General features: G+C 69.8%; 25 protein-coding genes. 11 read left to right on the forward strand and 14 right to left on the reverse strand.

What is annotated here, in order from left to right; translation table 11 throughout:
- Positions 1-38 precede the first annotated feature (38 nt).
- Entirely contained in the window at positions 39-563 is a 525-nt protein-coding gene (locus tag ABTY62_RS12600; RefSeq protein WP_352129407.1) for an LOG family protein, read from the reverse strand.
- A gap of 68 nt (positions 564-631) precedes the next feature.
- Entirely contained in the window at positions 632-1,093 is a 462-nt protein-coding gene (locus ABTY62_RS12605; protein WP_352129408.1) for an ATP-binding protein, read from the reverse strand.
- 168 nt (positions 1,094-1,261) lie between these two features.
- On the opposite strand from ABTY62_RS12605, the gene ABTY62_RS12610 reads away from it, so the two are divergent.
- The 3 genes from ABTY62_RS12610 to ABTY62_RS12620 all read left to right on the forward strand — a co-directional run bounded on the left by ABTY62_RS12610 (position 1,262) and on the right by ABTY62_RS12620 (position 4,889).
- On the forward strand, positions 1,262-2,116 hold the full coding sequence (locus ABTY62_RS12610) for a helix-turn-helix domain-containing protein (protein ID WP_352129409.1): 855 nt from the start codon (positions 1,262-1,264) through the stop codon (positions 2,114-2,116).
- A gap of 12 nt (positions 2,117-2,128) precedes the next feature.
- Positions 2,129-2,332, forward strand: coding sequence for a DUF397 domain-containing protein (locus tag ABTY62_RS12615; RefSeq protein WP_352129410.1), 204 nt, complete (start codon positions 2,129-2,131; stop codon positions 2,330-2,332).
- A gap of 292 nt (positions 2,333-2,624) precedes the next feature.
- Positions 2,625-4,889 carry a peptidoglycan recognition protein family protein gene (locus ABTY62_RS12620; RefSeq protein WP_352129411.1) on the forward strand — a complete coding sequence of 755 codons (2,265 nt, stop codon included), beginning with the start codon at positions 2,625-2,627 and terminating at the stop codon, positions 4,887-4,889.
- Positions 4,890-4,958: 69 nt separating this feature from the next.
- Here the strand turns inward: ABTY62_RS12620 and ABTY62_RS12625 are convergent, their stop codons facing one another.
- Entirely contained in the window at positions 4,959-5,561 is a 603-nt protein-coding gene (locus ABTY62_RS12625; protein ID WP_352129412.1) for a hypothetical protein, read from the reverse strand.
- A gap of 60 nt (positions 5,562-5,621) precedes the next feature.
- Between ABTY62_RS12625 and ABTY62_RS12630 the strand changes: the two genes are divergently transcribed.
- Both ABTY62_RS12630 and ABTY62_RS12635 read left to right on the forward strand, forming a co-directional pair.
- On the forward strand, positions 5,622-6,275 hold the full coding sequence (locus ABTY62_RS12630) for a phosphotransferase family protein (RefSeq protein WP_352129413.1): 654 nt from the start codon (positions 5,622-5,624) through the stop codon (positions 6,273-6,275).
- Between the two features lie 16 nt (positions 6,276-6,291).
- The gene (locus tag ABTY62_RS12635) at positions 6,292-6,702 is read left to right on the forward strand and encodes a GNAT family N-acetyltransferase (RefSeq protein WP_502997446.1); all 411 of its coding nucleotides are present in this window, start codon (positions 6,292-6,294) and stop codon (positions 6,700-6,702) included.
- A 19-nt stretch (positions 6,703-6,721) separates the two neighbouring features.
- Here ABTY62_RS12635 and ABTY62_RS12640 read toward each other — a convergent pair whose 3' ends face one another.
- Positions 6,722-7,123, reverse strand: coding sequence for a nuclear transport factor 2 family protein (locus tag ABTY62_RS12640; protein ID WP_352129415.1), 402 nt, complete (start codon positions 7,121-7,123; stop codon positions 6,722-6,724).
- Positions 7,124-7,220: 97 nt separating this feature from the next.
- On the opposite strand from ABTY62_RS12640, the gene ABTY62_RS12645 reads away from it, so the two are divergent.
- From ABTY62_RS12645 to ABTY62_RS12660, 4 genes are all read left to right on the forward strand, one after another.
- Positions 7,221-7,808, forward strand: coding sequence for a TetR/AcrR family transcriptional regulator (locus tag ABTY62_RS12645; RefSeq protein WP_352129416.1), 588 nt, complete (start codon positions 7,221-7,223; stop codon positions 7,806-7,808).
- 323 nt (positions 7,809-8,131) lie between these two features.
- Entirely contained in the window at positions 8,132-8,941 is an 810-nt protein-coding gene (locus ABTY62_RS12650) for a hypothetical protein (protein WP_352129417.1), read from the forward strand.
- A 105-nt stretch (positions 8,942-9,046) separates the two neighbouring features.
- Positions 9,047-9,325 carry a hypothetical protein gene (locus ABTY62_RS12655; protein WP_352129418.1) on the forward strand — a complete coding sequence of 93 codons (279 nt, stop codon included), beginning with the start codon at positions 9,047-9,049 and terminating at the stop codon, positions 9,323-9,325.
- Positions 9,322-9,747, forward strand: coding sequence for a type II toxin-antitoxin system VapC family toxin (locus ABTY62_RS12660; RefSeq protein WP_352129419.1), 426 nt, complete (start codon positions 9,322-9,324; stop codon positions 9,745-9,747). Before ABTY62_RS12655 ends, ABTY62_RS12660 begins: the two co-directional genes overlap by 4 nt.
- Positions 9,748-9,772: 25 nt before the next feature.
- On the opposite strand, the gene mnmA is transcribed toward ABTY62_RS12660, so the two are convergent.
- Both mnmA and ABTY62_RS12670 read right to left on the reverse strand, forming a co-directional pair.
- Positions 9,773-10,927: a tRNA 2-thiouridine(34) synthase MnmA gene (gene mnmA, locus ABTY62_RS12665; RefSeq protein ID WP_352129420.1), complete on the reverse strand. Its 1,155-nt coding sequence runs from the start codon at positions 10,925-10,927 to the stop codon at positions 9,773-9,775.
- An 80-nt stretch (positions 10,928-11,007) separates the two neighbouring features.
- Positions 11,008-11,910 carry a TIGR03619 family F420-dependent LLM class oxidoreductase gene (locus ABTY62_RS12670; protein ID WP_352129421.1) on the reverse strand — a complete coding sequence of 301 codons (903 nt, stop codon included), beginning with the start codon at positions 11,908-11,910 and terminating at the stop codon, positions 11,008-11,010.
- A 160-nt stretch (positions 11,911-12,070) separates the two neighbouring features.
- Here ABTY62_RS12670 and ABTY62_RS12675 point away from each other — a divergent pair, with 160 nt between their 5' ends.
- On the forward strand, positions 12,071-12,778 hold the full coding sequence (locus ABTY62_RS12675; RefSeq protein WP_502997447.1) for an N-acetylmuramoyl-L-alanine amidase: 708 nt from the start codon (positions 12,071-12,073) through the stop codon (positions 12,776-12,778).
- A 24-nt stretch (positions 12,779-12,802) separates the two neighbouring features.
- Here the strand turns inward: ABTY62_RS12675 and ABTY62_RS12680 are convergent, their stop codons facing one another.
- Together ABTY62_RS12680 and ABTY62_RS12685 are read right to left on the reverse strand one after the other, a co-directional pair.
- Positions 12,803-13,288, reverse strand: coding sequence for a hypothetical protein (locus ABTY62_RS12680; protein ID WP_352129422.1), 486 nt, complete (start codon positions 13,286-13,288; stop codon positions 12,803-12,805).
- A 176-nt stretch (positions 13,289-13,464) separates the two neighbouring features.
- A complete protein-coding gene (locus ABTY62_RS12685) occupies positions 13,465-14,634 on the reverse strand; it encodes a cysteine desulfurase family protein (protein ID WP_352129423.1) in 1,170 nt (389 codons plus the stop codon).
- Positions 14,635-14,747: 113 nt separating this feature from the next.
- Here ABTY62_RS12685 and ABTY62_RS12690 point away from each other — a divergent pair, with 113 nt between their 5' ends.
- A complete protein-coding gene (locus ABTY62_RS12690) occupies positions 14,748-15,200 on the forward strand; it encodes a carboxymuconolactone decarboxylase family protein (RefSeq protein ID WP_352129424.1) in 453 nt (150 codons plus the stop codon).
- 24 nt (positions 15,201-15,224) lie between these two features.
- Here the strand turns inward: ABTY62_RS12690 and ABTY62_RS12695 are convergent, their stop codons facing one another.
- The 6 genes from ABTY62_RS12695 to ABTY62_RS12720 form a co-directional block, all read right to left on the reverse strand.
- On the reverse strand, positions 15,225-16,124 hold the full coding sequence (locus ABTY62_RS12695; RefSeq protein ID WP_352129425.1) for an SRPBCC family protein: 900 nt from the start codon (positions 16,122-16,124) through the stop codon (positions 15,225-15,227).
- Between the two features lie 72 nt (positions 16,125-16,196).
- A complete protein-coding gene (locus ABTY62_RS12700) occupies positions 16,197-16,856 on the reverse strand; it encodes a trimeric intracellular cation channel family protein (RefSeq protein ID WP_352129426.1) in 660 nt (219 codons plus the stop codon).
- A gap of 78 nt (positions 16,857-16,934) precedes the next feature.
- Entirely contained in the window at positions 16,935-17,984 is a 1,050-nt protein-coding gene (locus ABTY62_RS12705) for an ABC transporter ATP-binding protein (RefSeq protein WP_352129427.1), read from the reverse strand.
- Positions 17,985-18,004: 20 nt separating this feature from the next.
- Positions 18,005-19,138, reverse strand: a complete 1,134-nt coding sequence (locus ABTY62_RS12710; RefSeq protein ID WP_352129428.1) for an ABC transporter ATP-binding protein — start codon at positions 19,136-19,138, stop codon at positions 18,005-18,007.
- Entirely contained in the window at positions 19,135-20,109 is a 975-nt protein-coding gene (locus ABTY62_RS12715) for an ABC transporter permease (protein ID WP_311730332.1), read from the reverse strand. The genes ABTY62_RS12710 and ABTY62_RS12715 overlap by 4 nt, the downstream gene beginning before the upstream one ends.
- A gap of 154 nt (positions 20,110-20,263) precedes the next feature.
- Positions 20,264-22,030, reverse strand: a complete 1,767-nt coding sequence (locus ABTY62_RS12720; RefSeq protein ID WP_352129429.1) for an ABC transporter substrate-binding protein — start codon at positions 22,028-22,030, stop codon at positions 20,264-20,266.
- Positions 22,031-22,078 lie beyond the last annotated feature (48 nt).

The raw sequence follows: 22,078 nt of genomic DNA on the forward strand, positions 1-22,078 counted from the left end.
CGTGGCTCCGCTCCGGCGGAGCCACGCTCACGGCTATCTCACTGCTCCAGGTGCGCCAGCGCGTCCGCGCCGCTCTCCGCGAAGAAGACCAGCTCGCTGAGGGGGAGCGGCAGAAAGCCCTCGTCCTCCATCCGCTGGAACTGCTGCTTCAGCCCGTCGTAGAAGCCCGCCGTGTTGAGCAGCACCACCGGCTTGATGTGCAGGCCGTGCTTCTTCAGCTCCAGGATCTCGGTGGCCTCGTCCAGCGTCCCCGTGCCGCCCACCATGACCACCACCGCGTCCGCCCGGGCGAGAAGCTGCGCCTTCCGCTCGGCGAGATCCTTGGCGATCACCATCTCGTCGGCGTTCTCCCTGGCCTTCGCGGACAGGAACTCCACCGATATCCCGACGAGCCGCCCGCCGTTCTCCTGCACCCCGTCCGCCATCACCTTCATCAGCCCGACGTCCGACCCGCCCCACACCAGCGTGTGCCCACGCTTGCCGATCAGCTCGGCAAACTCGCGGGCCGGGGCGGTGTAGCGGTCGTCCAGGTCGGCGGCGGAGCAGAAGACGCAGATATTCATGCTCGCCACTGTACGGCGCGGGTCCGACAGCGCCCCGGATCCGCGCCCGCGCGCGGGTGTGCCGCCGGTCAGGCGGCGAGCGCCGCCATGGGCGTCGGCGACGGCCCGCCCCAGGCCAGCTCGAACCACACCGTCTTCCCACCGAGCCCGAACGGCTCCTCGCCGATGGCACAGCCACCCCACCGGTCCGCGAGAACGTCGAGAATGAACAGCCCCCGGCCGCCGTCCACCTCCACGGAGGGCTTGAACGGCTCGGGGAGCTCGGGATTGGTGTCGGTGACGCTGACCCGCAGCACGGGGTGCCTCCAGAGCAGTCGTACGGACGCGCAGTCGTCGGAGTAGCGGACGGAGTTGGTTGCCAGCTCGGAGGTGAGCAGCGACGCCAGCTCGACCAGTTCACGCAGCCCGTGAGCCGTCAGCACGGCGCGCAGCGTGGCCCGGACGATGCCCGGGCCGCGCGGGTCTCGGGGGAAGCGGAGTTCGTACTCCCAGGGTTCGGTGAACAGCAGCGGTGGCGGATGCGGGGTCACGTGGCACCTCCGGTGGGCGTTTTGCGCGGTGGCGAGTAGCTTGCCCGTGCAGCAGCGCCCACGCATAACGCGTGCTACCAAGTTAGCTAGAACGGGTGACTAGTTCGGGTTTCTTCACCGCACAGCGCACTCCTGGGCAAAACTGTGCGCGAACGCAGGAGAGGACATATGGCACCCAAGCAAGCACCGACCGTCCGCCGGCGAAGGCTCGGAGCTGAACTGCGACGGCTCCGCGAAGAGGCGGGCATGTCGGCGCCGACCGCGGGCGGCCTCCTGGGAACGGACCGAACGGTGATCTCCAACATCGAATCGGGCCGCTTCGGCATCAGCGAGGAGCGCCTGCGGCGGCTCGCCAGCATCTACGAGTGCGACGACTCGGCCCTCATCGATGCCTTGGCACAGATGACGGGACGACAGAAGCCCGGCTGGTGGGAGGAGTACCGAGGCAAGATCCCGCCAGGGTTCCTGGACGTCTCCGAGATCGAGCACCACGCTGTTCGGCTACGGACAGTCCAGACCGCCCACCTACCTGGGCTCTTCCAGACCGAAGACCATGCACGCGCGGTATTCGACCTCTTTCTTCCGCCGCTGCCTCGCCTGGAAGTGGAACTGCGAGTGGCCCACCGTCTCGCACGGCAATCCGTATTGCTCGGCGACAAGCCCACCCCATACACGGGCGTGATCCACGAGGCGGCCCTGAGGATGCAGCTCGGCGGCAGGCAGGCCGCCCGCACGCAGCTTGAACACCTACTGACCGCAAGCGACCGCGAGAACGTCACCATCACCGTGATCCCGTTCGAGGCGGGCGGCTACCCGTTCATGGGGGACTCGTCCGTCCTCTACGCCGAGGCACCGAACCGACGCCTGGACACGGTGCACATGGACTCACCCAACGGTGCGGTGTTCATCGACTCTTCCACCCAACTCGCGCACTTCCGGACCCGACTGGACTTGGTCGAGAAGGTGGCATTGACTCCGGAGAAGTCGCGAGACTTCATCCAAGCGATCGCCAAAGACCTGTGAGGGGTTCCCTTCGTGTCCACCTTGAGCTGGCTCAAGTCCTCCTTCTCCGATGCTGGCGGCAACAACTGCATGGAGGTCGCTTCCGACGGCAGCCGCATAGCCATACGCGAGAGCTCCGAACCCAACGCCATCCTTGCCACCGACCGAACCGCGCTGCGCGCGTTCGTCCGCGGCGTGAAGGACGGGCGCTTCGACCCCCTGCTGGACCGCCGGTAACCGACGCGGCAATACGGCCATGGGCCCCGAGTGCGGACGCGCACCAGGGCCCCTCGCATGCCGCGACTCACGCCGATGCGTGACGCGCATCACCCAGGCGACCCAGCAAAGTGACCTTCCAGCCCCATAAGCTGCCCAATGCACTTACCGGAACGACTCAATCCGCTTCCCCCCACGCTCGGCGGCGGTCACGACGACCGTTCACGCCTGATCAGACAGCCGGAACGCCCGGACAACCGTGGGCTGGGAGAGAACGTTGAGATCAAGACGCACGTGGGTAACGGCTGCCGCAGTGACAGTCGGCCTGACGGGGGCGCTGGCCTTCGCAGGGCTGGCCGGCGGCTCGGCGGACACCGGAAGGGCAGACAGCTCCAAGCCGGTCAAGGCCGCCGTCCACCGCATCGCCTTGAAGCCCGGCACGGACGGGAACGTGACGCTCGGAGACCGCTCCACCGAGCCCTTCAGTCTGCTCGGCGTGAGCTGGACCAACCCCAGGGCCAAGGCGCCCAAGAAGGTCGAAGCGCGCACCCGTGACGCGAAGACCGGCGCGTGGTCGCAGTGGTTCACCGTGGGAGAGAATGACGCCCGGGGGGACGTTCCGGTGAAGGGCGAGCGGGGAGCGACCGAGCCCTACTGGGTCGGGCCTTCCAACGGCGTCGAGTTGCGCGTCCTGGCGGGCAGCAAGACCTCGGCCACCCTGCCGCACGGCCTGCGCCTCGACCTGGTGGACCCCGGAAAGGCCGCCACCGCCGACCCCGCCCCGGCCGCGTACACCCTCGACGATCCCAGCGCCTCCGCCTCCGCCTCGGACAGCGCGACGCCGGCCGATACGCCGACCGACACACCCACGGACGCGGCGACCGACACCCCCACCCCCAGCGACACCCCCACCACGGCAACGGACTCCCCCTCGCCGAGCGACCCGCCGACCCAGGCCCCGACCAGCGACGCCCCGTCCGCCTCGCCGAGCGACACGGCGACGGCCTCGACCTCACCATCGCCGAGCGCCTCCGCCACCAGCGGCCCGCCCTCCACCGCGCCCGAGCCGCCGATCGTCTCGCGCACCACATGGGGCGCCGGCGCCACGGGCATCACGCCGGAGGACCCTCCGACGTACAACACGGACGTGAAAGCGGTCTTCGTCCACCACACGGACGGGACCAACGACTACAGCTGCGCGGATTCCGCCTCGATTGTGCGTGGCATTTACATCTACCACGTCAAGACCAACGGCTGGAACGACATCGGGTACAACTTCCTGGTCGACAAGTGCGGCACCATCTTCGAAGGCCGCGCAGGCGGCATCGATATGCCGGTACTCGGCGCGCACACGTACGGCTGGAACCGCGAGAGCGCCGGCATCGCCGTCCTGGGCAACTACACCTCCACCGGCGCGTCCACGGACGCGCTGACGTCGATCGCCCGGCTGGCCGGATGGAAGCTCGGCCAGTACGGCGCCGACCCCTCCGGCACCGTCCAGCTCACCGCTGGAGCGACCCAGAAGAACTACTTCGGCACCAGCTACACGGCCGACGCGAAGTACACCTTCAACCGGGTCTCCGGACACCGCGATGGCTACAACACCGAGTGCCCCGGCAACTCGCTGTACGCCCAGCTACCCACCATCCGCAGCTGGGCAGCGGGCCCCGTCGCCGGTTTGAAGATCACCTCGGTATCCGGGGCCGGTCTGTACAACTCGGCCTACTACACCAAGTCCGGCATCACCGTTCGCTGGTCGGCCACCACTCCCGCGGTCCTGATCAAGAAGTACGAGCTGCTGGTCGACGGCAAGGTCGTCGCCACCACCTCCGGCACCAGCGCCTCCGCGTCGGCCACCCTGGCGGTGGGCACGCACAAGGTCGCGGTGCGGGCCGTGCACCAGTCGGGGAAGACGGCGACCACCGCCGCCACCACCGTCATCGCCGAGACCACCGCCCCGACCTTCACCACGACACCGAAGCTCACGCTGCGGACCGGCACGGTCAACACCACCGCGGTCCCGGTCCGCCTGGACTGGAAGGCAACCGACGACGCCGCGCTCCAGAACGTCAAGCTGCTGTCCCCGACCACCGCGACGTTCGGCCCGACGACCACCACTTCCAACCGCACGGCCACGTCCGGCACCGCCTCCACCTGGTCCATGCGCGCCTACGACTACGCGGGCAACTACCGCACCTCCTCGCCCTCCTACACGTCCGTCATCCTCCAGGAGTCCTCGGCGGTGAAGTCCGGTAGCTGGACGACCAAGTCCTCCACCAGCTACCTGGGCGGCAAGTCGTACTCGAGCGGCAGCAAGGGCGCCAGCCTGACCTGGACCTTCACCGGCCGTTCCGCGGCCTGGGTGGTCTCCCGGGCATCGTCCTCCGGCCAGGCGTACGTCTATGTGGACGGCACCAAGGCCGCCACCATCGACCTGCGCTCCTCCTCGACGATGTACCGCAACGCCATCTGGACGAAGTCCTGGTCCACCAGCGCCAAGCACACCGTCAAGATCGTCGTCGTCGGCACCAGCGGCCGCCCGACCATCACCTCCGACGGCCTGGTCTACATCAAGTGACCAGCCGCGCCTGACCCACGAGAGCGGGGCGCGGCCGGTGGTCGGCCGCGCCCCGCACACATCTCCAGCTCAGTGACCAGCGGGCGGCTCGAAGCAGCCGGTCTCCATGTACGGGCCATTCGTCCGCACCTCGTAGTTGGTCTTCTGCACAAAGGCCGTGACGCAGGCGTCGTCATGTACGCGAAGGCCGACCAAGGCTCCCTCAGGCGTCACGTAGTGGTCGGTCTCGAAGCGCGGTGACATCCCCTTCACGGTGAGCGTCCCGCCGAGCCGCTCGCCCCCGGCCCCGGTCCGCTCCTCCTCGTACCCGAGCTTCAGCATCGCCGCGCGCACGCTTTCGACGTCCCACTTCTTCTCTTTCCAGAGCCGCCTGAGCACGGGCTCGATGCGGTCGGCCTCCTTGCGCGCGGCCTCCGCGCTGTCGGCGGACATCGCACCGGGGCGGCGGAAAGCGTTGTTCTCGTTGTAGTGCGGGGCGCCGTCGCCCGCTCCGGGCTCCACATAGGGGGTGGTGCCGGGGGAACTCTGGCCGGAGCTCGGGGGCGGGTTCGGGGCGCTGGCCGCCGAGTCCGTGACGCGCTGCTCACCGCAAGCGGTGAGGGATATGGCGGTCCCCAGGAGGAGAGCGACTGCGGCGAAGCGTCTTCGCCGCTCGCGCGTTGAGGTCAACATGGTGGTGACTCTGCCACGAATTGGGTAGCGGTGTGCCGGCCCGTGGCTGATCATCGGGGGATGCGTCCGCTGAAGCACGGCTACACCAACCACACCGTCGGCGACGGCGCTGTCGTGCGGAAGACCTACGCGGGTCCGGACGCCGAGCTCAGGCTCGACCGTGAGCGCACGCTGTTGGCCCGGCTCCAGGGACGGCTCCCCGTGCCACCGGTGCATGAGGCCGACACCGGCACCCTCACGCTCGGCTTCATGACCGGCGTGCCAGGCCAGGAGCTGCTGGACGCCGGCCACGCCGCGGAGGTCCTGGAGGCGTGCGGGGCGCTGCTGCGGCGCATCCACGGGACCGAGGCGAGCGTGCGGGGCGGGGTGTTGGTGCACGGCGATTACGGGCCCCACAACGTGCTGCTCGCCCCCGTCACCTTCCAGGTCACCGCCGTGGTCGACTGGGAGTTCACCCATCTCGGGGACCCGGTCGAGGACCTGGCCTGGTGCGAGTGGATCGTACGGATGCACCACCCCGAGCACCGCCACGCCCTCGACGCCTTCTTCCGCGCCTACGGCGAGGATGTGGTGCCGCCCTGGCCGGTCCGCCAGGCCGCCATGCTGGCCAGGTGCGCGTCCCTGCGGGAGTTCTGCCACCGCTGGGAGCCGAACGGTGCGGGGGTGGCTCTGTGGCGGGAGCGTGCGACCGCGACGGCGGCTTGGCATGAGTAACCGAGGAGACGAAGACGTGGTCAATAGTTCCGCACACGACGGCGATACGGTGCTGACGGTGCGCCCCGAGCTCACGGACGCGGAGCTCAACGAGCTGTTCAGCGCCTCATGGCCGGATCACAGCCCGACCGCCTTCGAGCCGCTGCTGGCCCGCAGTCTGTTGTGGATCGCCGCGCACCGGGACGGCCGGCTCGTCGGATTCGTCAACGTCGTCGGCGACGGAGGTCTCCACGCCTTCATCCTGGACACCACCGTGCACCCCGACGAGCGTCGGCAGGGGCTCGGGGTGCGGTTGGTGCGTGCGGCGGCGGATGAGGCGAAGACATATGGCGCGGAGTGGTTGCATGTCGACTACGAGCCGCACCTCGAGTCCTTCTACGGGCAGTGCGGATTCCGGCCCACCGCGGCGGGTCTGATGCGGCTCTGAGCGACGAGCTGCCCGATCATCACCCGCCCAGGGGGACCCGTCGCGCGAGCACCTTTCGGTGGCTGATCCGCCAGCCCCGGTCCATGCGCACGATGGTGTCCTCGTATGTCACGCTCCCGGTCGTGCCGTCGGCGTAGACGCCGATTCCCTTGGAGCGCGCGTGCACGCGGCCGTCGGTCTGCTCGCTCAGGACGGTGTTCGTGACATGGTGTCCGACCGGGTTCAGCTCGCCCAGGGCGCGCCCGGCTTCGGCGCATGCCGCCACTCCCCTCAAGACCTCCTGCCCGAAATCCGTGACGTCGTAGATGACGTCGATGGTGAACACCTCGTCGAGGCGGTCCAGTTCTCCGCTGTCGCAGAGATGCCCGTGCATCGCGATCAGCTCGGTGATGGCGCAGCGATCTTCGCAGGTGAGAGTCATTGGCGATCCTCAAGTCGGCAATACGGGGAGCTCCCCGGTTCATTGCGCGATACCGTAAACAGGGACGTCCCCGTATCGCAACCAAGGGAGCATGGCGATGACGCGCCCGGATCCGTTGATGGCCCCGCGACCACGCAGGGCGGACGCGGCAAGGAGCGTCCAGTCGCTACTCGCCGCGGCGAAAAGGCTCTTCGACGAGCACGGCCCCGACGTCGCGCTGGACGAGGTGGCGCGCCGGGCGGGCGTCGGCAACGCGACGCTCTACCGCCACTTCCCCACCCGCCAGGACCTGATCGTGGCGGTGTACGCGGATGAGGTGACGCTCCTCTGCGAGCAGGGCGCCGACCTGCTCGAGTCCGAGTCGGCGACTGACGCGCTGTTCACCTGGCTGGACAGCTTCGTCGTCCACGTCGCCGCGAAACGCGCCTTGGCGTTGGCCGGGACCGCGGACAGCGCTCAGCGGCGCACCACATTGTTCGACCACTGGCACACGGCCATGCGATCGACGGCACAAGAACTGCTCACCAGGGCCCAACGCAGCGGTGCCGTCGACACGGACCTGACGGTGGACGACATGCTCGCGCTGACGAACGCGGCGGCTCTCGCCGGCAGCAGCGCGGATCACGCACGGCAGCTCCTACGCCTCCAGTGGCGCGGCTTCGCGGGCGCCCGAGCACTCCCGTAGCCGAGCTGCGCACCATTGCCGCAGGTCACACCGGATGTCGAGCGGCTGGTCACCGGTCGGGTAGCACCAGGTGCCGTGGGGCAGGCATGCGGTGGGACGGCGCCCTACCAAAGGACGTGGTAGAGAACTCCCACCCGCCTCCCCAACCCATCACCCCTTCGGGTGACTTGGGCTCAGACGCGTCTGCGAAGGGGTTACGCTCGCGGCAACACAACCCCACACAGACGACGGCCCCCGGCCGGGACTGCCATCCCGAACACGAGGGCCTGACCGATCAGGAAGACCAACCCTTCCCAATGGCTGAAGAGCAGTCTAGTGCGCCCGTGAGCGCTTCCGCCGACGCTCCGGCATCCGGCGTGATTCATATCCGCACCCGCCACACCGATCACTTCACCGTGCTCTCCAACCGGCTCGCCCAGCGCGCGGGCAGCGCGGTGACCGTCGGCGTCGCGGCGTACATCCTGTCCCTCCCCGATGGCGCGTCCATCCGCATCGACGCGCTGTGCGCGCACTTCAAGGAAGGCCGGGGCCGGATCGCCGCCGCTCTCAACGAGCTGGAGGCGGAGGGGTGGCTCGAGCGCCGTGTCGAGCGCGGCCCGGGCGGGCGGATCGTCACGCGGACGTTCGTGTACGACGCTCCAGGACGTACGACGGGGAGCGGCGAGGCCCCACCGCCGCCCGGATCGGCGCGTCCGACGCCCGCCGAGCGCCGCAGAGCTCGGCCTCACGCCGAGCGTCCAGACGGCCGACCGGCTCCGGCCGCCGACCCCCGCGCCGCCGCTGTCCTCGCGTCCCTGCGCCACCGCGACGCGCGCCTGATCCTGTCCGAACGGGAGACCGCCGCGCTGGCCCCGGCCGTCGCGGAGTGGCTCGACGGTGGGGTCGGGCCATACGAGATCGCCGAGACGCTCACGGCCGGGCTCCCCGCCCGCATCACCCGCCGCCCGGCCCGGCTCCTCGCCTACCGCCTGGCCACGCTGCGACCACCGGCCCGGACCCGTGAGGCAGCGCCCCCACCGGTTGCCCCGCTACAGAACTGCGACGGCTGCGACCGCGCCTTCCGCGCGCCCCGGCCCGGCCGCTGCCGAGACTGCCGAATGTCGGGGGTGGCCTCCGAGCCGCTCGCCGCTTGACCTTCGCCTGAACGGCGATCCTTGAGCCCCTCCGTACGGAGGTCTCTAACCTGAAAGGCAAGGGTAGGTATGCAGACCGCACGGTTAGCAGCAGAGGAGATGATCATGGGACCTGCGCCCGGCGACGCCCAGCACTCGACTGCTGCGGATCAGAGCGAGCACCCGCTGCGCACGATTCGCGACATTCGCGATTCACTCCCCGACCACCAGCGGCGACTCTTCGATGCCGAACTGGCGGACACCGAGTTCGACGCGCTGCCCGCGATGCTCGATCGATGGATCACCCTGGGCACCGATGGATTTGAAGAGTTCCTCCTGTCCGCTCCATTCGAGGGTCTGGAATTCGGTGCTCGCTCGTACGACGTCGAGGCGGACTCCGAGTGAACTACCTACTCGACACAAATGTGCTCGCCGAGCTCACGAAAGCGAAGCCCGACGAGCGAGTCGTGGAGTGGTTTCACTCGACGCCGCGCCCGAGTCGCTACGTAAGCGTGATCACCATCGCCGAAGTCGAAGCGGGTGTCGTGGCTGCTCCTGATCCCACTCGTCAAGCCCGCTATGCCCGTGCTCTTGCCCAGCTACGGCTGGAGTACCGGCATCGGGTCGCCGTCATCGGAGAGCGCGAAGCCACGGCGTACCTCACCCTGCACAAGTCTCTGAAAGCCGCCGGGACCTGCATCGACCCACCGGATGCTCTCATCGCCGCCACCGCCCTGGCCAACGGCTGGACCGTGGCGAGCCGGAACACCAAGCACCTGCGGCGCACCGGTGCTCTGATGATCAACCCGTGGGAGGAGCCCGCGTAAGCGACGGGCGCGCGCGGCGTCGGCGTCAGCTCGCCGACGCGGCCCGCTCCGCCCGCTCCGTCGTCGCGATCGTCGCCGACCCCACGACCCGCGTCCCGTCGTACAGCACGATCGCCTGGCCCGGGGCCACGCCCCGGACCGGCTCGGTGAAGGTCACGCGCACTTCGCCGTCGACCGCCTCGGCCGTCACTTCGGTCTCGCCGCCGTGGGCGCGCAGTTGGGCCGTGTACGTGGCGGGGCCGGTGGGTGGGGTGCCGCACCAGCGGGGGGTGATGGCGGTGAGGGCCGTGACGTCGAGGGCCTCGACGGGGCCGACGGTGACGGTGTTGTTCACCGGGGAGATGTCCAGGACGTAGCGGGGCTTGCCGTCGGGCGCCGGGTGGCCGATGCGCAGGCCCTTGCGCTGGCCGATGGTGAAGCCGTACGCGCCGTCGTGGGTGCCGAGCCTGCGGCCGTCCTCGTCGACGATGTCGCCCTCGGCCGTGCCGAGGTGCTTGGCCAGGAAGCCCTGGGTGTCGCCGTCGGCGATGAAGCAGATGTCGTGGCTGTCCGGCTTCTTGGCGACGGCCAGGTCGCGCCGCTCGGCTTCCGCGCGGATCTCGTCCTTGGTGGTGAGGGTGTCGCCGAGCGGGAACATGGCGTGGGCCAGCTGGCGCTCGTCGAGGACGCCGAGGACGTACGACTGGTCCTTGGCCATGTCGGAGGCGCGGTGGAGTTCGCGGCTGCCGTCCTCGTGGTGGACGACGGTGGCGTAGTGGCCGGTGCAGACCGCGTCGAAGCCGAGCGCCAGCGCCTTGTCGAGCAGCGCCGCGAACTTGATCTTCTCGTTGCAGCGCAGGCAGGGGTTGGGGGTGCGCCCGGCCTCGTACTCGGCGATGAAGTTGTCCACCACGTCCTCGCGGAAGCGCTCGGCGAGGTCCCACACGTAGAAGGGGATGCCGATGACGTCCGCGGCCCGGCGGGCGTCGCGCGAGTCCTCGATGGTGCAGCAGCCGCGGGCGCCGGTGCGGAAGGACTGCGGGTTGGCGGAGAGCGCGAGGTGGACGCCGGTCACGTCATGGCCCGCCTCGGCCGCGCGCGCGGCCGCCACCGCGGAGTCGACACCGCCGGACATGGCGGCGAGGACGCGCAGGCGACGGCCGTCGCGGGGACCTGTGGGCGCACCGGGGAAGTCATTCATAACCCCTCCAGGGTAGGCCCTGGAGGGTGGCGGCCCGGCGCCCCACCAGGTCGTTACGGAATGCGGTCGGGCAGCGGCGGTCAGTCACCGTTCGCGCGGTCCAGGATGCGCTGCGCCAGCTCCAGCGCGTGGTCCACGTCCTTGGCCAGATAGATCAGATCCACGAAGGCGTGCTCCACGCCCGCCTCCGCCTCCGCCCTGGCCAGCGCCGTCGTGATGTCCTCGACCGTGGCCTCGAAGGAGGGGTTGACCCGCAGGATCGCGTCGAGGGCGGCGGGGTCCCGGCCCTCGCGCTCGGCCGCCTCCCGGATGGTGGCCATGGGACCGATGACGGCGGCCTGCGGGTCGAACGGGACGGGCGGGACGGCGATCGGCAGCCAGCCGTCGGCGCGGCGGGCCACCCGGCTCAGGGCGGTGGGGGCCCAGCCTCCCAGGTAGACGGGCGGGTGGGGGCGGGTGGCCGGCTTGAGGTCGACGTACGAGGCGGGCACGGTCCAGTGTTCGCCGCGGTATTCGACGGGGTTGGTGGTCCACCAGGCCGCCAGGGCGTCGAGGATCTCCTCGAGGCGGCGGCCGCGCTCGGCCATCGGGACGTTCACGGCCTCGTACTCCTCCGGGGACCAGCCGGTGCCGAGCCCGACCAGCAGCCGTCCCCCGCTCATCGCGTCGATGGTGGTGAGGGAGCGCGCCAGCACGGCCGGCGGGTACCAGGGGGCGTTGATGACGTTGGTGCCGAGCTGGACCCGCTCGGTGACGGCGGCGGCGGTGGCCAGCGTGGCGAAGGGGTCCAGGGCGGTGCGGAATTCCGGCGGGATCGTATCGGCGCCCGCGTATCCGACGGTCGGATCAACCGGGTCGAGCAGCCGGTCGCCGACCCACAGACTCGCCGCGCCGAGCTCCTCGGCCTGCCGCGCGAACCGCGCCACGTCCTCCGGGCGGTGCGCCAGGGCGCCGAACTGGGGCAGCGAGAACCCAATACGCATGCTGTTCACTCCTACTCCTCATCGAGTACTGTCCAGCCACTAGATGGTCCAACTTTCACCTACCTAGGGGTAGAGCGGTCGGTCCGTCGACGGCGGGTTTGCGCCATGATCCGACAGCCGCCGCGGAACCGCGCGCGCCTCGCCGCCCGTTGACAGTTATATGAACGAGAGCACGGACAGCAGCGCCGGCCAAGAGCCGCCCGGGACGCCCGGGACGCCCGCCGACGGGATGCCTGGCGGCCGGCGCGGGCCCGGGCGGCGGGCGCTGCTGTTCGGCGGGGTCGCCGCCGGGCTGGGCGCGGTCGGCTACGCGGCGCGGGACGAGCTGGAGCGGCTGTGGTGGCGGCTGCCCGGCGTCGACCAGCCGCGCGAGGAGGGCGAGGTCGACTACCCGGGCGCGCGGTGGGTCGCGGCCTCGCCGGAGAACTGGCGGCGGGCGGACCGGCCGTACGACTACACGGTCGACCGAGTGGTGATCCATGTCGTCCAGGGCAGCTTCAACGACGCGCTGGCGGCGTTCCGGAACCCGGAGCACGGCGCCGCGGCGCACTATGTGGTGCGCCGCGACGGACGTATCGCGCAGACGGTCCGCGAGTTGGACGTCGCGTTTCACGCGGGAAACCGCCCGTACAACGAGCGCAGCGTCGGCATCGAACACGAGGGGTTCGTGGACCGGCCGAGCTCCTTCACGGAAGCGATGTACCGCTCCTCGGCGCAACTGACGGCCAGGATCTGCGAGCGGTACGGATTTCCGGCGGACCGCGAGCACATCGTCAACCACTCCGATGTGCCGGGCACCGACCACACCGACCCCGGGCGGCACTGGGACTGGGACCACTATCTGCGGCTGGTGCGTGCGGCAGCGTAGCGGTGGGCTTCGGTTCTGCGGAGTTTACGGGAGCCAGATGTGCCCGTTGTGCATGAAATCTAGCTCGCGTGGCGTCGTCACCGGCCAGCCGTTGGCGTCTTTCATCCCGGGAGCGAAGTAGGAGCCGTACGCGTTATAGACGGCGGAAGCGCGATTCCAGGGGCTGCGCACTTCATGCCATACGGAGTCCTTGGAGACGTCCACGGTCGCCACCGTGGGGTTTTGGTCCTCGCCGCCGGTGACGAAGGTCGAGATGTTCACCGGGGCCGGAGTTCCCTCTTCCCGGCGTATCCGGATAACGGAGGCGGCCTTGTACCCCTGGTCGTCCTTCTGGATGTCGTAGCACGCCGCGACCTCGACCTCGCCGCCCTGGACGCCGAACCAGGTGTGCCCGCCCACCCAGCAGTTCTGGATGCCGGTGACGGGCTCGGCTTCCGAATCGGCCGGTATGGCCTGTGCCGTCGCACTCGTACCCACAAGAGCCAGTGCGGCAATTGCGGCGGCGGTCATGCTCCGTCTCACCGAAAATCTCGTCATTGAGCCTCCTCGGAAGGGGTTGCATTCCGGGGAGAGACTAGCCGCCGGGAAGGATGTTCAGGCGGGTCGGAAAGATACCCCGAACCGCCTGGGGATGTTTCTCGCCACGGCGAATTCCGTCATTGGTCGATCCTTTGGTCATGTGGTTCCTAGCTCAGGCCCGCGCCGCGCGCCCGCTCCACCACCGGGCCGATCGCGTCCGCCACCGCCTCCACATCCGCCTTGGTGGAGGTGTGGCCGAGCGAGAAGCGCAGCGTGCCGCGCGCCAGGTCGGGGTCGGTGCCGGTGGCGAGGACGACATGGCTGGGCTGGGCGACGCCCGCGGTGCAGGCCGAGCCGGTCGAGCACTCGATGCCCCGCGCGTCCAGCAACAGCAGCAGCGAGTCGCCCTCGCAGCCGGGGAAGGAGAAGTGCGCGTTGGCCGGGAGGCGGCCGGCCGGGTCCGGGTCGCCGCCCAGGATCGCGTCGGGGACAGCCGTCTGGACGGCCCCGATCAGCGCGTCGCGCAGCGCGCCGATCTCGCGGGCGAACTCCTCGCGGTGCGCGGCGGCGTGGGCGGCCGCGACCGCGAAGGCCGCGACGGCCGGGGTGTCGAGCGTGCCGGAGCGCACCTGGCGCTCCTGGCCGCCGCCGTGCAGCAGCGGCGCCGGGGTCCACTCGCGGCCCAGCAGCAGCGCGCCGATGCCGTACGGCCCGCCTATCTTGTGGCCGCTGACCGTCATCGCGGCCAGGCCCGAGGCGGCGAAGTCGAGGTCGAGCTGGCCGAAGGCCTGGACCGCGTCGGCGTGCATCGGGATGCCGAACTCCCCCGCCACGGCGGCCAGTTCCGGCACCGGCATGACCGTGCCGATCTCGTTGTTGGCCCACATCACGGTCGCGAGGGCGACGTCCGAGGGGTCGCGGGCGATCGCCTCGCGCAGCGCGTCGGGGTGCACCCGCCCGTACGCGTCGACGGGCAGCCACTCGACCCGCGCGCCCTCGTGCTCGGCGAGCCAGTCGACGGCGTCGAGGACGGCGTGGTGCTCGACGGGGCTGGCGAGCAGTCGGGTGCGGGCGGGGTCGGCGTCCCTGCGGGACCAGTACAGTCCCTTCACCGCGAGATTGTCGGCCTCGGTCCCGCCCGAGGTGAAGACGACTTCGCTCGGGCGCGCGCCCAGCGAGGCCGCGAGCGATTCGCGGGACTCCTCGACGGTACGGCGCGCCCGGCGGCCGGCGGCGTGCAGTGAGGAGGCGTTGCCGGTGACGGCGAGCTGGGCGGTCATCGCCTGCACCGCCTCCGGAAGCATCGGGGTGGTGGCGGCGTGGTCGAGGTAAACCATGGTGGACCCGATTCTACGAGCCTGACCGGGGGCGCGTACGGGGCGCACAGGGAGCGCACGCCACACCCGGACCGCTTGCCTTGGAGTGCGCTCCAACTCCTACGGTCTTCGACATGAGCAACGCGAGCAACGCGAACGACAAGATCAAGCAGGAGCGGTACGAGTACGGCATGGAGGTGCTGAGCCGGATCGACGGCGAGGTGGGGCAGCGGGTGGTGGAGTCGCTGGCCGACATCTCCCCCGAGCTGGGCCACCAGGTCGCGGCCTGGGCCTTCGGCGACATGTACGCCCGCCCGGAGCTGGCCCCGCGGGACCGGCAGCTGGTCACCCTCGGCATCCTCACCGGCCTCGGCGGCTGCGAGCCGCAGCTGGAGGTGCACATCAACGCCTCCCTGAACGTGGGGCTCACCCCGACCGAGATCACCGAGGCGCTGCTGCACTCGGCGGTCTACTGCGGCATACCCAAGGCGCTCAACGCCACCTTGGTCGCCAAGAAGGTCTTCGCCGAGCGCGGCCTGCTGCCCGTCCCCGCCACCACGGCCGTCGCCACCAACCACAAGAGCTGAGCGGGGGCCCTGGCCCTCCCCGGCTCAGCCCGGCATGTGCAGCAGCTTCGTCGCCAGCAGCGTGATGTGCTTCCGCCACTCCGCCGACGCCGCGTCCCGCTCCTCGGTGGCCTCGGCCGGGCCGGTCTGGGTGAGGATCAGGCGGGCGCCGTGGCCGGTGCCGTCGGTCAGCCGCCAGCGGACCCGGCCGGCCGGACGGCCGCCGCGCAGCCAGTCGTAGGTCAGCTCGCGGGGCGCGGCCACGTCCACGACCGGGCCGGGCGGGACCGCGTCCGTCCGGAAGCCGATCGGCACCGGGCCGCCCTCCACGGGCTCCTCGGCGCCGGACGGGCCGGTCAGCGCCTGCCACACCGTCTCGGCCGGGCGGACCAGCTGCCGCTCGAACCGCAGCCGCCAGCCGTCCTCGGTGATCTCCACGACCCCCTCGGCCAGCCCGAACGCCTCGACGTAGCGCTCGTGCAGCTCGGCCGTGTCCCCGGCGATCCCCGCCTCCGCTCCGGCCTCCGCTCCGGCCTCCGCTCCCTCCAGCAGGGTGGCAAGCGCCGAGACGCAGGTGTGCCAGCCGGAGGCGAAGCTGGCCGCGCCGAAGCGGTCACGGAAGGTGTGGGTGAGGGTCAGCGCACAGCCGTCGCCCTCGGGCCGCAGCTCCCAGCGGAGCAGGTCCTCGCCCCAGGTGAAGGCGAAGACGCGCGGCGGGTCGAGCTCCGTGACGGCGCCGTGGGTGTCCGGTACGTCATGCCCGGGGAAGACGAAGTCCACCCGCCCGCCGACCTGTGGATCCAGCCTGACCTCGGCGGGGAACCAGTGGGCCATCAGGGCGGGGTCGGTCAGGGCCCGCCAGACCTCCTCCGGCGGATGGGCGATCCGCCGCTCCAGGCGCAGGGCGGAACGGCCGCCCTCGGTCGAGCTCAGCGTGTCCTTCACGGTCCTTCTCCCATCAGACCCGCCCCTCGCCATCCAACCACGAGGGCGCTCAGAGGCAGGAAGACGCCCCGCTCAGACCTCCTCGACCGCCGTGCTGCGCCGGTTCCACGCGCGCGGTGCGCGCCATCCGAACCGCATCGCCAGCAGCCGGACCGCGAACGCCATGGCGGCCGCGAGGGCGCTGGTGGCGCCCGTGAGCGCGTCGAAGTGGATGAGCAGCGCCGCGATCGTCGCGCCCACGATGGCCGGGACCGCGTACAGATCGCGGTCCCAGCGCAGCACCGAGGGCACCTCGTGGGCGAGGAGGTCGCGCAGCACGCCGCCGCCGATCGCCGTGGTCATGCCGAGGACGGCGCAGAAGGTGAGGCCGAGCCCGTGGTCGTACGCTTTCATCGTGCCGGTGACGCAGAACAGCCCGAGCCCGGCCGCGTCGAAGACGCCCACCGCCACCGTGATCCGCTCCACCTCGGGGTGCAGAAAGATCACGATGACGGTGGCGACGAGCGGGGTGAGGAAGTAGCCGAGGTCGGTGAAGGCGGCCGGCGGCACGGCGCCGATGACCAGGTCCCGGAACACCCCGCCGCCCAGCGCGGTGACCTCGGCGAGCACCGCCATGCCGACGACGTCGAAGTTCTTGCGCACGGCGAGCAGGGCGCCGGATATCGCGAAGACGAAGATTCCGGCGAGGTCGAGCGAGTGCTGGACGGACGGGCTGAACAGATCGATGAACACCCGACATTTTTACTCATCTGTCGGGCATCCCCTCTTCTCGGGCCGCCCCGGGCACACTGGTGGCCCCGGCGGCCCCGATTACTCCGGCTTCTTCTCCGTCTTCGCGGCCGCCTCGGGCTCGGATACGGATTCCGGGTGGTGGCAGGCCACCTGGTGGCCGGTCGCCAGCGCGATCAGCGGCGGCTCCTGCTGCTTGCACACCTCGGTCGCCTTCCAGCACCGGGTGTGGAAGCGGCAGCCGGACGGCGGCGAGATCGGCGAGGGCACATCGCCCTTGAGCAGGATCCGCTCGCGCTTGGCGCGCCGCCTGGGGTCCGGCACCGGCACGGCCGAGAGCAGCGCCTTGGTGTACGGGTGCATGGGGCGCTCGTACAGGTCCTTGCGGTCCGCCAGCTCGACGATCTTGCCGAGGTACATCACCGCGATCCGGTCCGAGACATGCCGGATGACGGACAGGTCGTGCGCGATGATCACATACGTGAGGCCGAGCTCCTCCTGGAGGTCGTCCAGCAGGTTGACCACCTGGGCCTGGATCGAGACGTCCAGCGCCGAGACCGGCTCGTCCGCGACGACCAGCTTGGGCTTGAGCGCGAGCGCCCGGGCGATGCCGATGCGCTGGCGCTGGCCGCCGGAGAACTCGTGCGGGTAGCGGTTGTAGTGCTCGGGGTTGAGGCCGACCACCGACAGCAGCCGCTGCACCTCCGCCTTGACGCCGCCCTCCGGCTTGACCCCCTGGAGCCGGAACGGCGCGCTGACGATGGTGCCGATCGTGTGCCGGGGGTTCAGCGAGGAGTACGGGTCCTGGAAGATCATCTGCACATCGCGGCGCATCGGCCGCATCGCGGCGGTGCCGAGGTGTGTGATGTCCTTGCCCTCGAACTCGATCTTCCCGGAGGTGGGCTCGAGCAGCCGGGTGATCAGCCGTCCCATGGTGGACTTGCCGCAGCCCGACTCGCCCACCACGCCCAGGGTCTCCCCGGGCCGTACGTCGAAGTCCAGGCCGTCCACCGCCTGCACCGCGCCCGCCTGTCGCTGCAACAGCCCCTTCTTGATGGGGAAGTGCTTGACCAGGCCGGACACCTTGAGCAGGGGTTCGGGGGTGGTGGTCGCCTGCTCCGGGACCGTCATCTTCGGATCCTTCGTGTCCGTCACAGCTTCGGCGCAATCTCTTCGGTCCAGATCCGCGTGCGCTCCTCCTGCGTCATATGGCACGCGGAGAAGTGGTCGCCGCCCCCGGCCTCACGCAGCTCCGGCCGCTCCGTGCGCGTGATGTTGTCCTTGGGCACATCGGCGTACGGGCAGCGCGGGTGGAAGGCGCAGCCGGACGGCACATTGATCAGGCTGGGCGGGGAGCCCTTGACCGGGATGAGGCGCTCGGTCTGGTCGCGGTCGATGCGCGGCATCGAGCCGAGCAGGCCCCAGGTGTAGGGGTGCTGGGGCTCGTAGAAGACCTTCTCGGCCGGGCCGCGCTCGATGCAGCGGCCGCCGTACATCACCAGCAGGTCGTCGGCGAGCTCGGCGACGACGCCCAGGTCGTGGGTGATGATGATGACGGCGGAGCCGAACTCCTTCTGGAGATCCCGGATGAGGTCGAGGATCTGCGCCTGCACGGTGACGTCCAGGGCGGTGGTCGGCTCGTCGGCGATCAGCAGCTCGGGGTTGTTGACCAGCGACATCGCGATCATCGCGCGCTGCCGCATACCGCCGGAGAACTCGTGCGGGTAGCTGTCCACCCGCTTGTCCGGCTGGGGGATGCCGACGCGGTCCAGGAGCTCGATGGCGCGCTTGCGGGCCGCGTCCTTGGAGACCTCGTTGTGGACGCGGTACGCCTCGGCGATCTGACGGCCGATGGTGTAGTAGGGGTGCAGCGCGGACAGCGGATCCTGGAAGATCATCGCCATGTCGCGGCCGCGGAGCTTGCGCACCTCGTCCGGGTCGGCGCCCAGCAGCTCCCGCCCGTTCAGCCAGATCTCGCCGGAGATCCGCGCCTTGCGCCGGCCGTACTGCCCGGCGGTGTGCAGGCCCATGATGCCCAGCGAGGTGACGGACTTGCCGGAGCCGGACTCGCCGACGATGCCGAGCGTCTTGCCCTTCTCCAGCCGGAAGCTGAGCCCGTCCACGGACTTGACCAGGCCGTCGTCCGTCGGGAAGTGCACCTGGAGGTCACGCACCTCGAGGAAGGCGGTGGGGGCGGGGGAACCGGCCGCGGCCACCTCCCCGAGCGCGGTGCCGGTGGCCGGCAGCTCGCCGCCGGGCGTCTCGGACTTCTCGATCTCGGTCATCCGAGCCTCACTCGCGGGTCGACGACGGCGTACAGGAGGTCCACGATGAGGTTGGCCACCACGATGAACAGGGCCGCCATCAAGGTGACGCCGAGGATGACCGGAAGGTCCTTGTTGCTGATCGCGGTCACCGCGAGCCGGCCGAGGCCCGGCAGGTTGTACGTGGTCTCGGTCAGCACCGCGCCGCCCAGCAGGGCGCCGAGGTCCAGGCCGAGCAGGGTGAGGATCGGGGTCCAGGTGGAGCGCATGGCGTGCCGTCCGATCACGACGCGCTCCCGCAGGCCCTTGGCGCGGGCCGTGCGGATGTAGTCCTCGCCCATGATCTCCAGCATGGTGGCGCGGGTGAGCCGGGCGTAGGTCGCGGCGTAGAGGAAGGCCAGGGTGATCCAGGGGAGGATCAGGCTCTGGAACCACATGGCCGGGTCGTCGCTGATGCTCGTGTAGTCCGCGTCGATCCAGTTCAGTTGGTAGCTGAAGATGGCCAGGGAGAGCAGACCGGTGAAGTAGATGGGCAGCGAGACACCGGCGAGGGCGACGCCCATCGCGGCGCGGTCCCACAGGGTGCCCCGGCGCAGCGCGGAGACGACACCGGCGGCGACACCGCCGACCAGCCACAGCACACAGGCGCCCGCGGCGAGCGAGAGGGTGACCGGCATGGCGTCGGTCAGCTGCGGCCACACGGCCTGCTCGGTGCGGAAGGAGTAGCCGAAGCAGGGCGCGGGGCAGTGGGTGACGTCGTTGCCGTTGGCGTAGTCACGGCCGGCGAACAGACCCTCGACGAAGTGCCAGAACTGCACCAGCAGCGGATCGTCGAGGCTCAGCTTCTGTCTGATGCCCTCGATGGCCTCCGGGTCGGACTGTTTGCCGACGAAGAGGAGCGCGGGATCGGAACCGGCCCACTTCGGGATCATGAAGAAGATGGCGAAGGTCGTGAGCGTGACGACCAACAGCATCATGATGACGGCGAACAAGCGCCGGATGACATAAGCAAGCACTGTGCGCGGCCCGGCGGCGGTCCGGGGCCCCCGATCGGGGAGCGCCCGGACCACCGCCCGCGGCCATCACCTGCCCTTCGGGCCTATCGAGATCGGCGATGGTGGGGTGTGACGGTCGCTTGGCGAACCATCACTTGACGACGCCGAGCTGGGAGTAGTCGTAACGGCCGTTGTAGGCCCCCGACGAGAAGGCGTTCGTCAGCCGCGAGCTGCGCCAGGTGATGTTCTTCTCGTAGAGGAAGGGCATCTGCACGGCCTTGTCGGCGATGGCGTGGTTGATCTTCTTGTAGATCTCGCCCGCCGCGGCCGGGTCGGTCTCCTTCAGCGCCTCGTCGAAGTACCCGTTGATCTTCGGGTCGTTGGTCTCGGAGACGTTGTAGTTACCGGTCTGCTGGATGAAGCGACCGTCGATCAGCGGCTGCTCGAAGCCCTGGCCGGTCGGGAAGTCGGGGCCCCAGCCCGTCATGGACAGACCGTAGCCGCGCTTCTTCATCACCTCGGGGGAGCCGGTGATGCTCGCCGAGGAGGCGCCGTCGATGTTGTTGACCTCGATGTCGATGCCGACCTTGGCCAGCGACTCCTGAAGCGTCTCGGCGGCCTCGACCTCGTTCGGCTGGTCGGTACGGGCGACGATGTTGGTCTTGAAGCCGCCCGGCTTGCCGCACTGCTTCAGCTCGTCCTTGGCCTTGGCCGCGTCCGGCGCGCCCTTGCGCTCGAGGACGCCGTACGGGTCGTAGTCGTCCGCGCCCGCGATGCTCTTGGGGAGCATGGTGGTGGCGATGTCACCGGCGGCCTGCGGGCCACCGCGGGTGGTCTGGAGCGCCTCGAAGTCGGTGGCGTAGAAGACCGCCTTGCGGCAGTGGACGTTGTCGAACGGCGCGACCTTGGTGGCGAAGTCGACGTAGCGGACGAAGCTCGTCGGGATGTTGTCGACGTTGCCCTTGTGCTGCTTGATCGCTTCGCTGCGGCCGGCCTGGCTCATGCCGGTGGCGCTGAGGAAGACGTCGTAGTCGCCCTTGATCAGCCGCTGGTCGATGGCGTCCAGGTTGGAGTTGAAGTCCACCGTGACCTTGTCCGGCAGGGCCGGGCGGATCGGGTCGGACTCCTTCTTCCACTTGTCGTTGCGGACCAGCACCGCGCCCTTGCCCGGCTTGTACGACTCGACCTTGTACGGGCCGGAGGAGAAGGGCTGGTTGGTGTACTTGGCGCCGGTGTCCTTGTCGGCCTTCACCGGGGAGCCGGTGGGCATGGCCAGCATCTGCTCGAAGTCACCGTTGGGCTTGGGCAGACGGAAGATGATGGTCTTCGCGTCCGGCGTCTCGATCGCCTTCAGGCCCAGCTTGTCCTTGGAGGTGTCCTTGTACGGGCCCTTGTACTTGCCGTCGGGGTCGAGGACCTGGCGCAGATAGGCCGGGCCGCCGGAGATGACGTCCTTGGCCCAGATGCGCTCGATGCCGTACTTGACGTCCTGGGCGGTGATCGGCGAGCCGTCCTCCCAGGTGATCCCGTCACGCAGGGTGTAGGTGTAGGTCTTGCCGTCGTCCGTGATCTTGGCGTTGGAGGTGGCCAGATCGGGGACGAGGGTGTTGCTCTCCTTGCCCGGCTTGGGCGCGTAGGTGATCAGTTGTCGCGTGTAGAACCGCGAGAAGTCCCAGGCGAAGCCGTAGTACTGGCGCTGCGGGTCGAGCGAGTCGAAGTCCTGCTTGTTGACGAACTTGAGCGTGCCGCCCGTCTTCGTCGACTTGCTGGCGATGCCCGTCACCGCGGCGTTGAAACCGGCGCCCTCGCCCTTGTCGTCTTTGGAGCCGCCGCCGCACGCCGCGGTGGCCATCAGGGCACCGACGGTGAGCGCCGCACCGGCGATCCGCCTACTTCTCGACGAACGTAGGGGTTTCATTGTTTCTTGCAACCTCCGGGATATGGGTCCTTGGCATGGCGCCGGGGA

The organism is Streptomyces sp. NPDC097640 (genome assembly GCF_040302705.1).
In the GTDB taxonomy this organism is placed as follows: domain Bacteria; phylum Actinomycetota; class Actinomycetes; order Streptomycetales; family Streptomycetaceae; genus Streptomyces.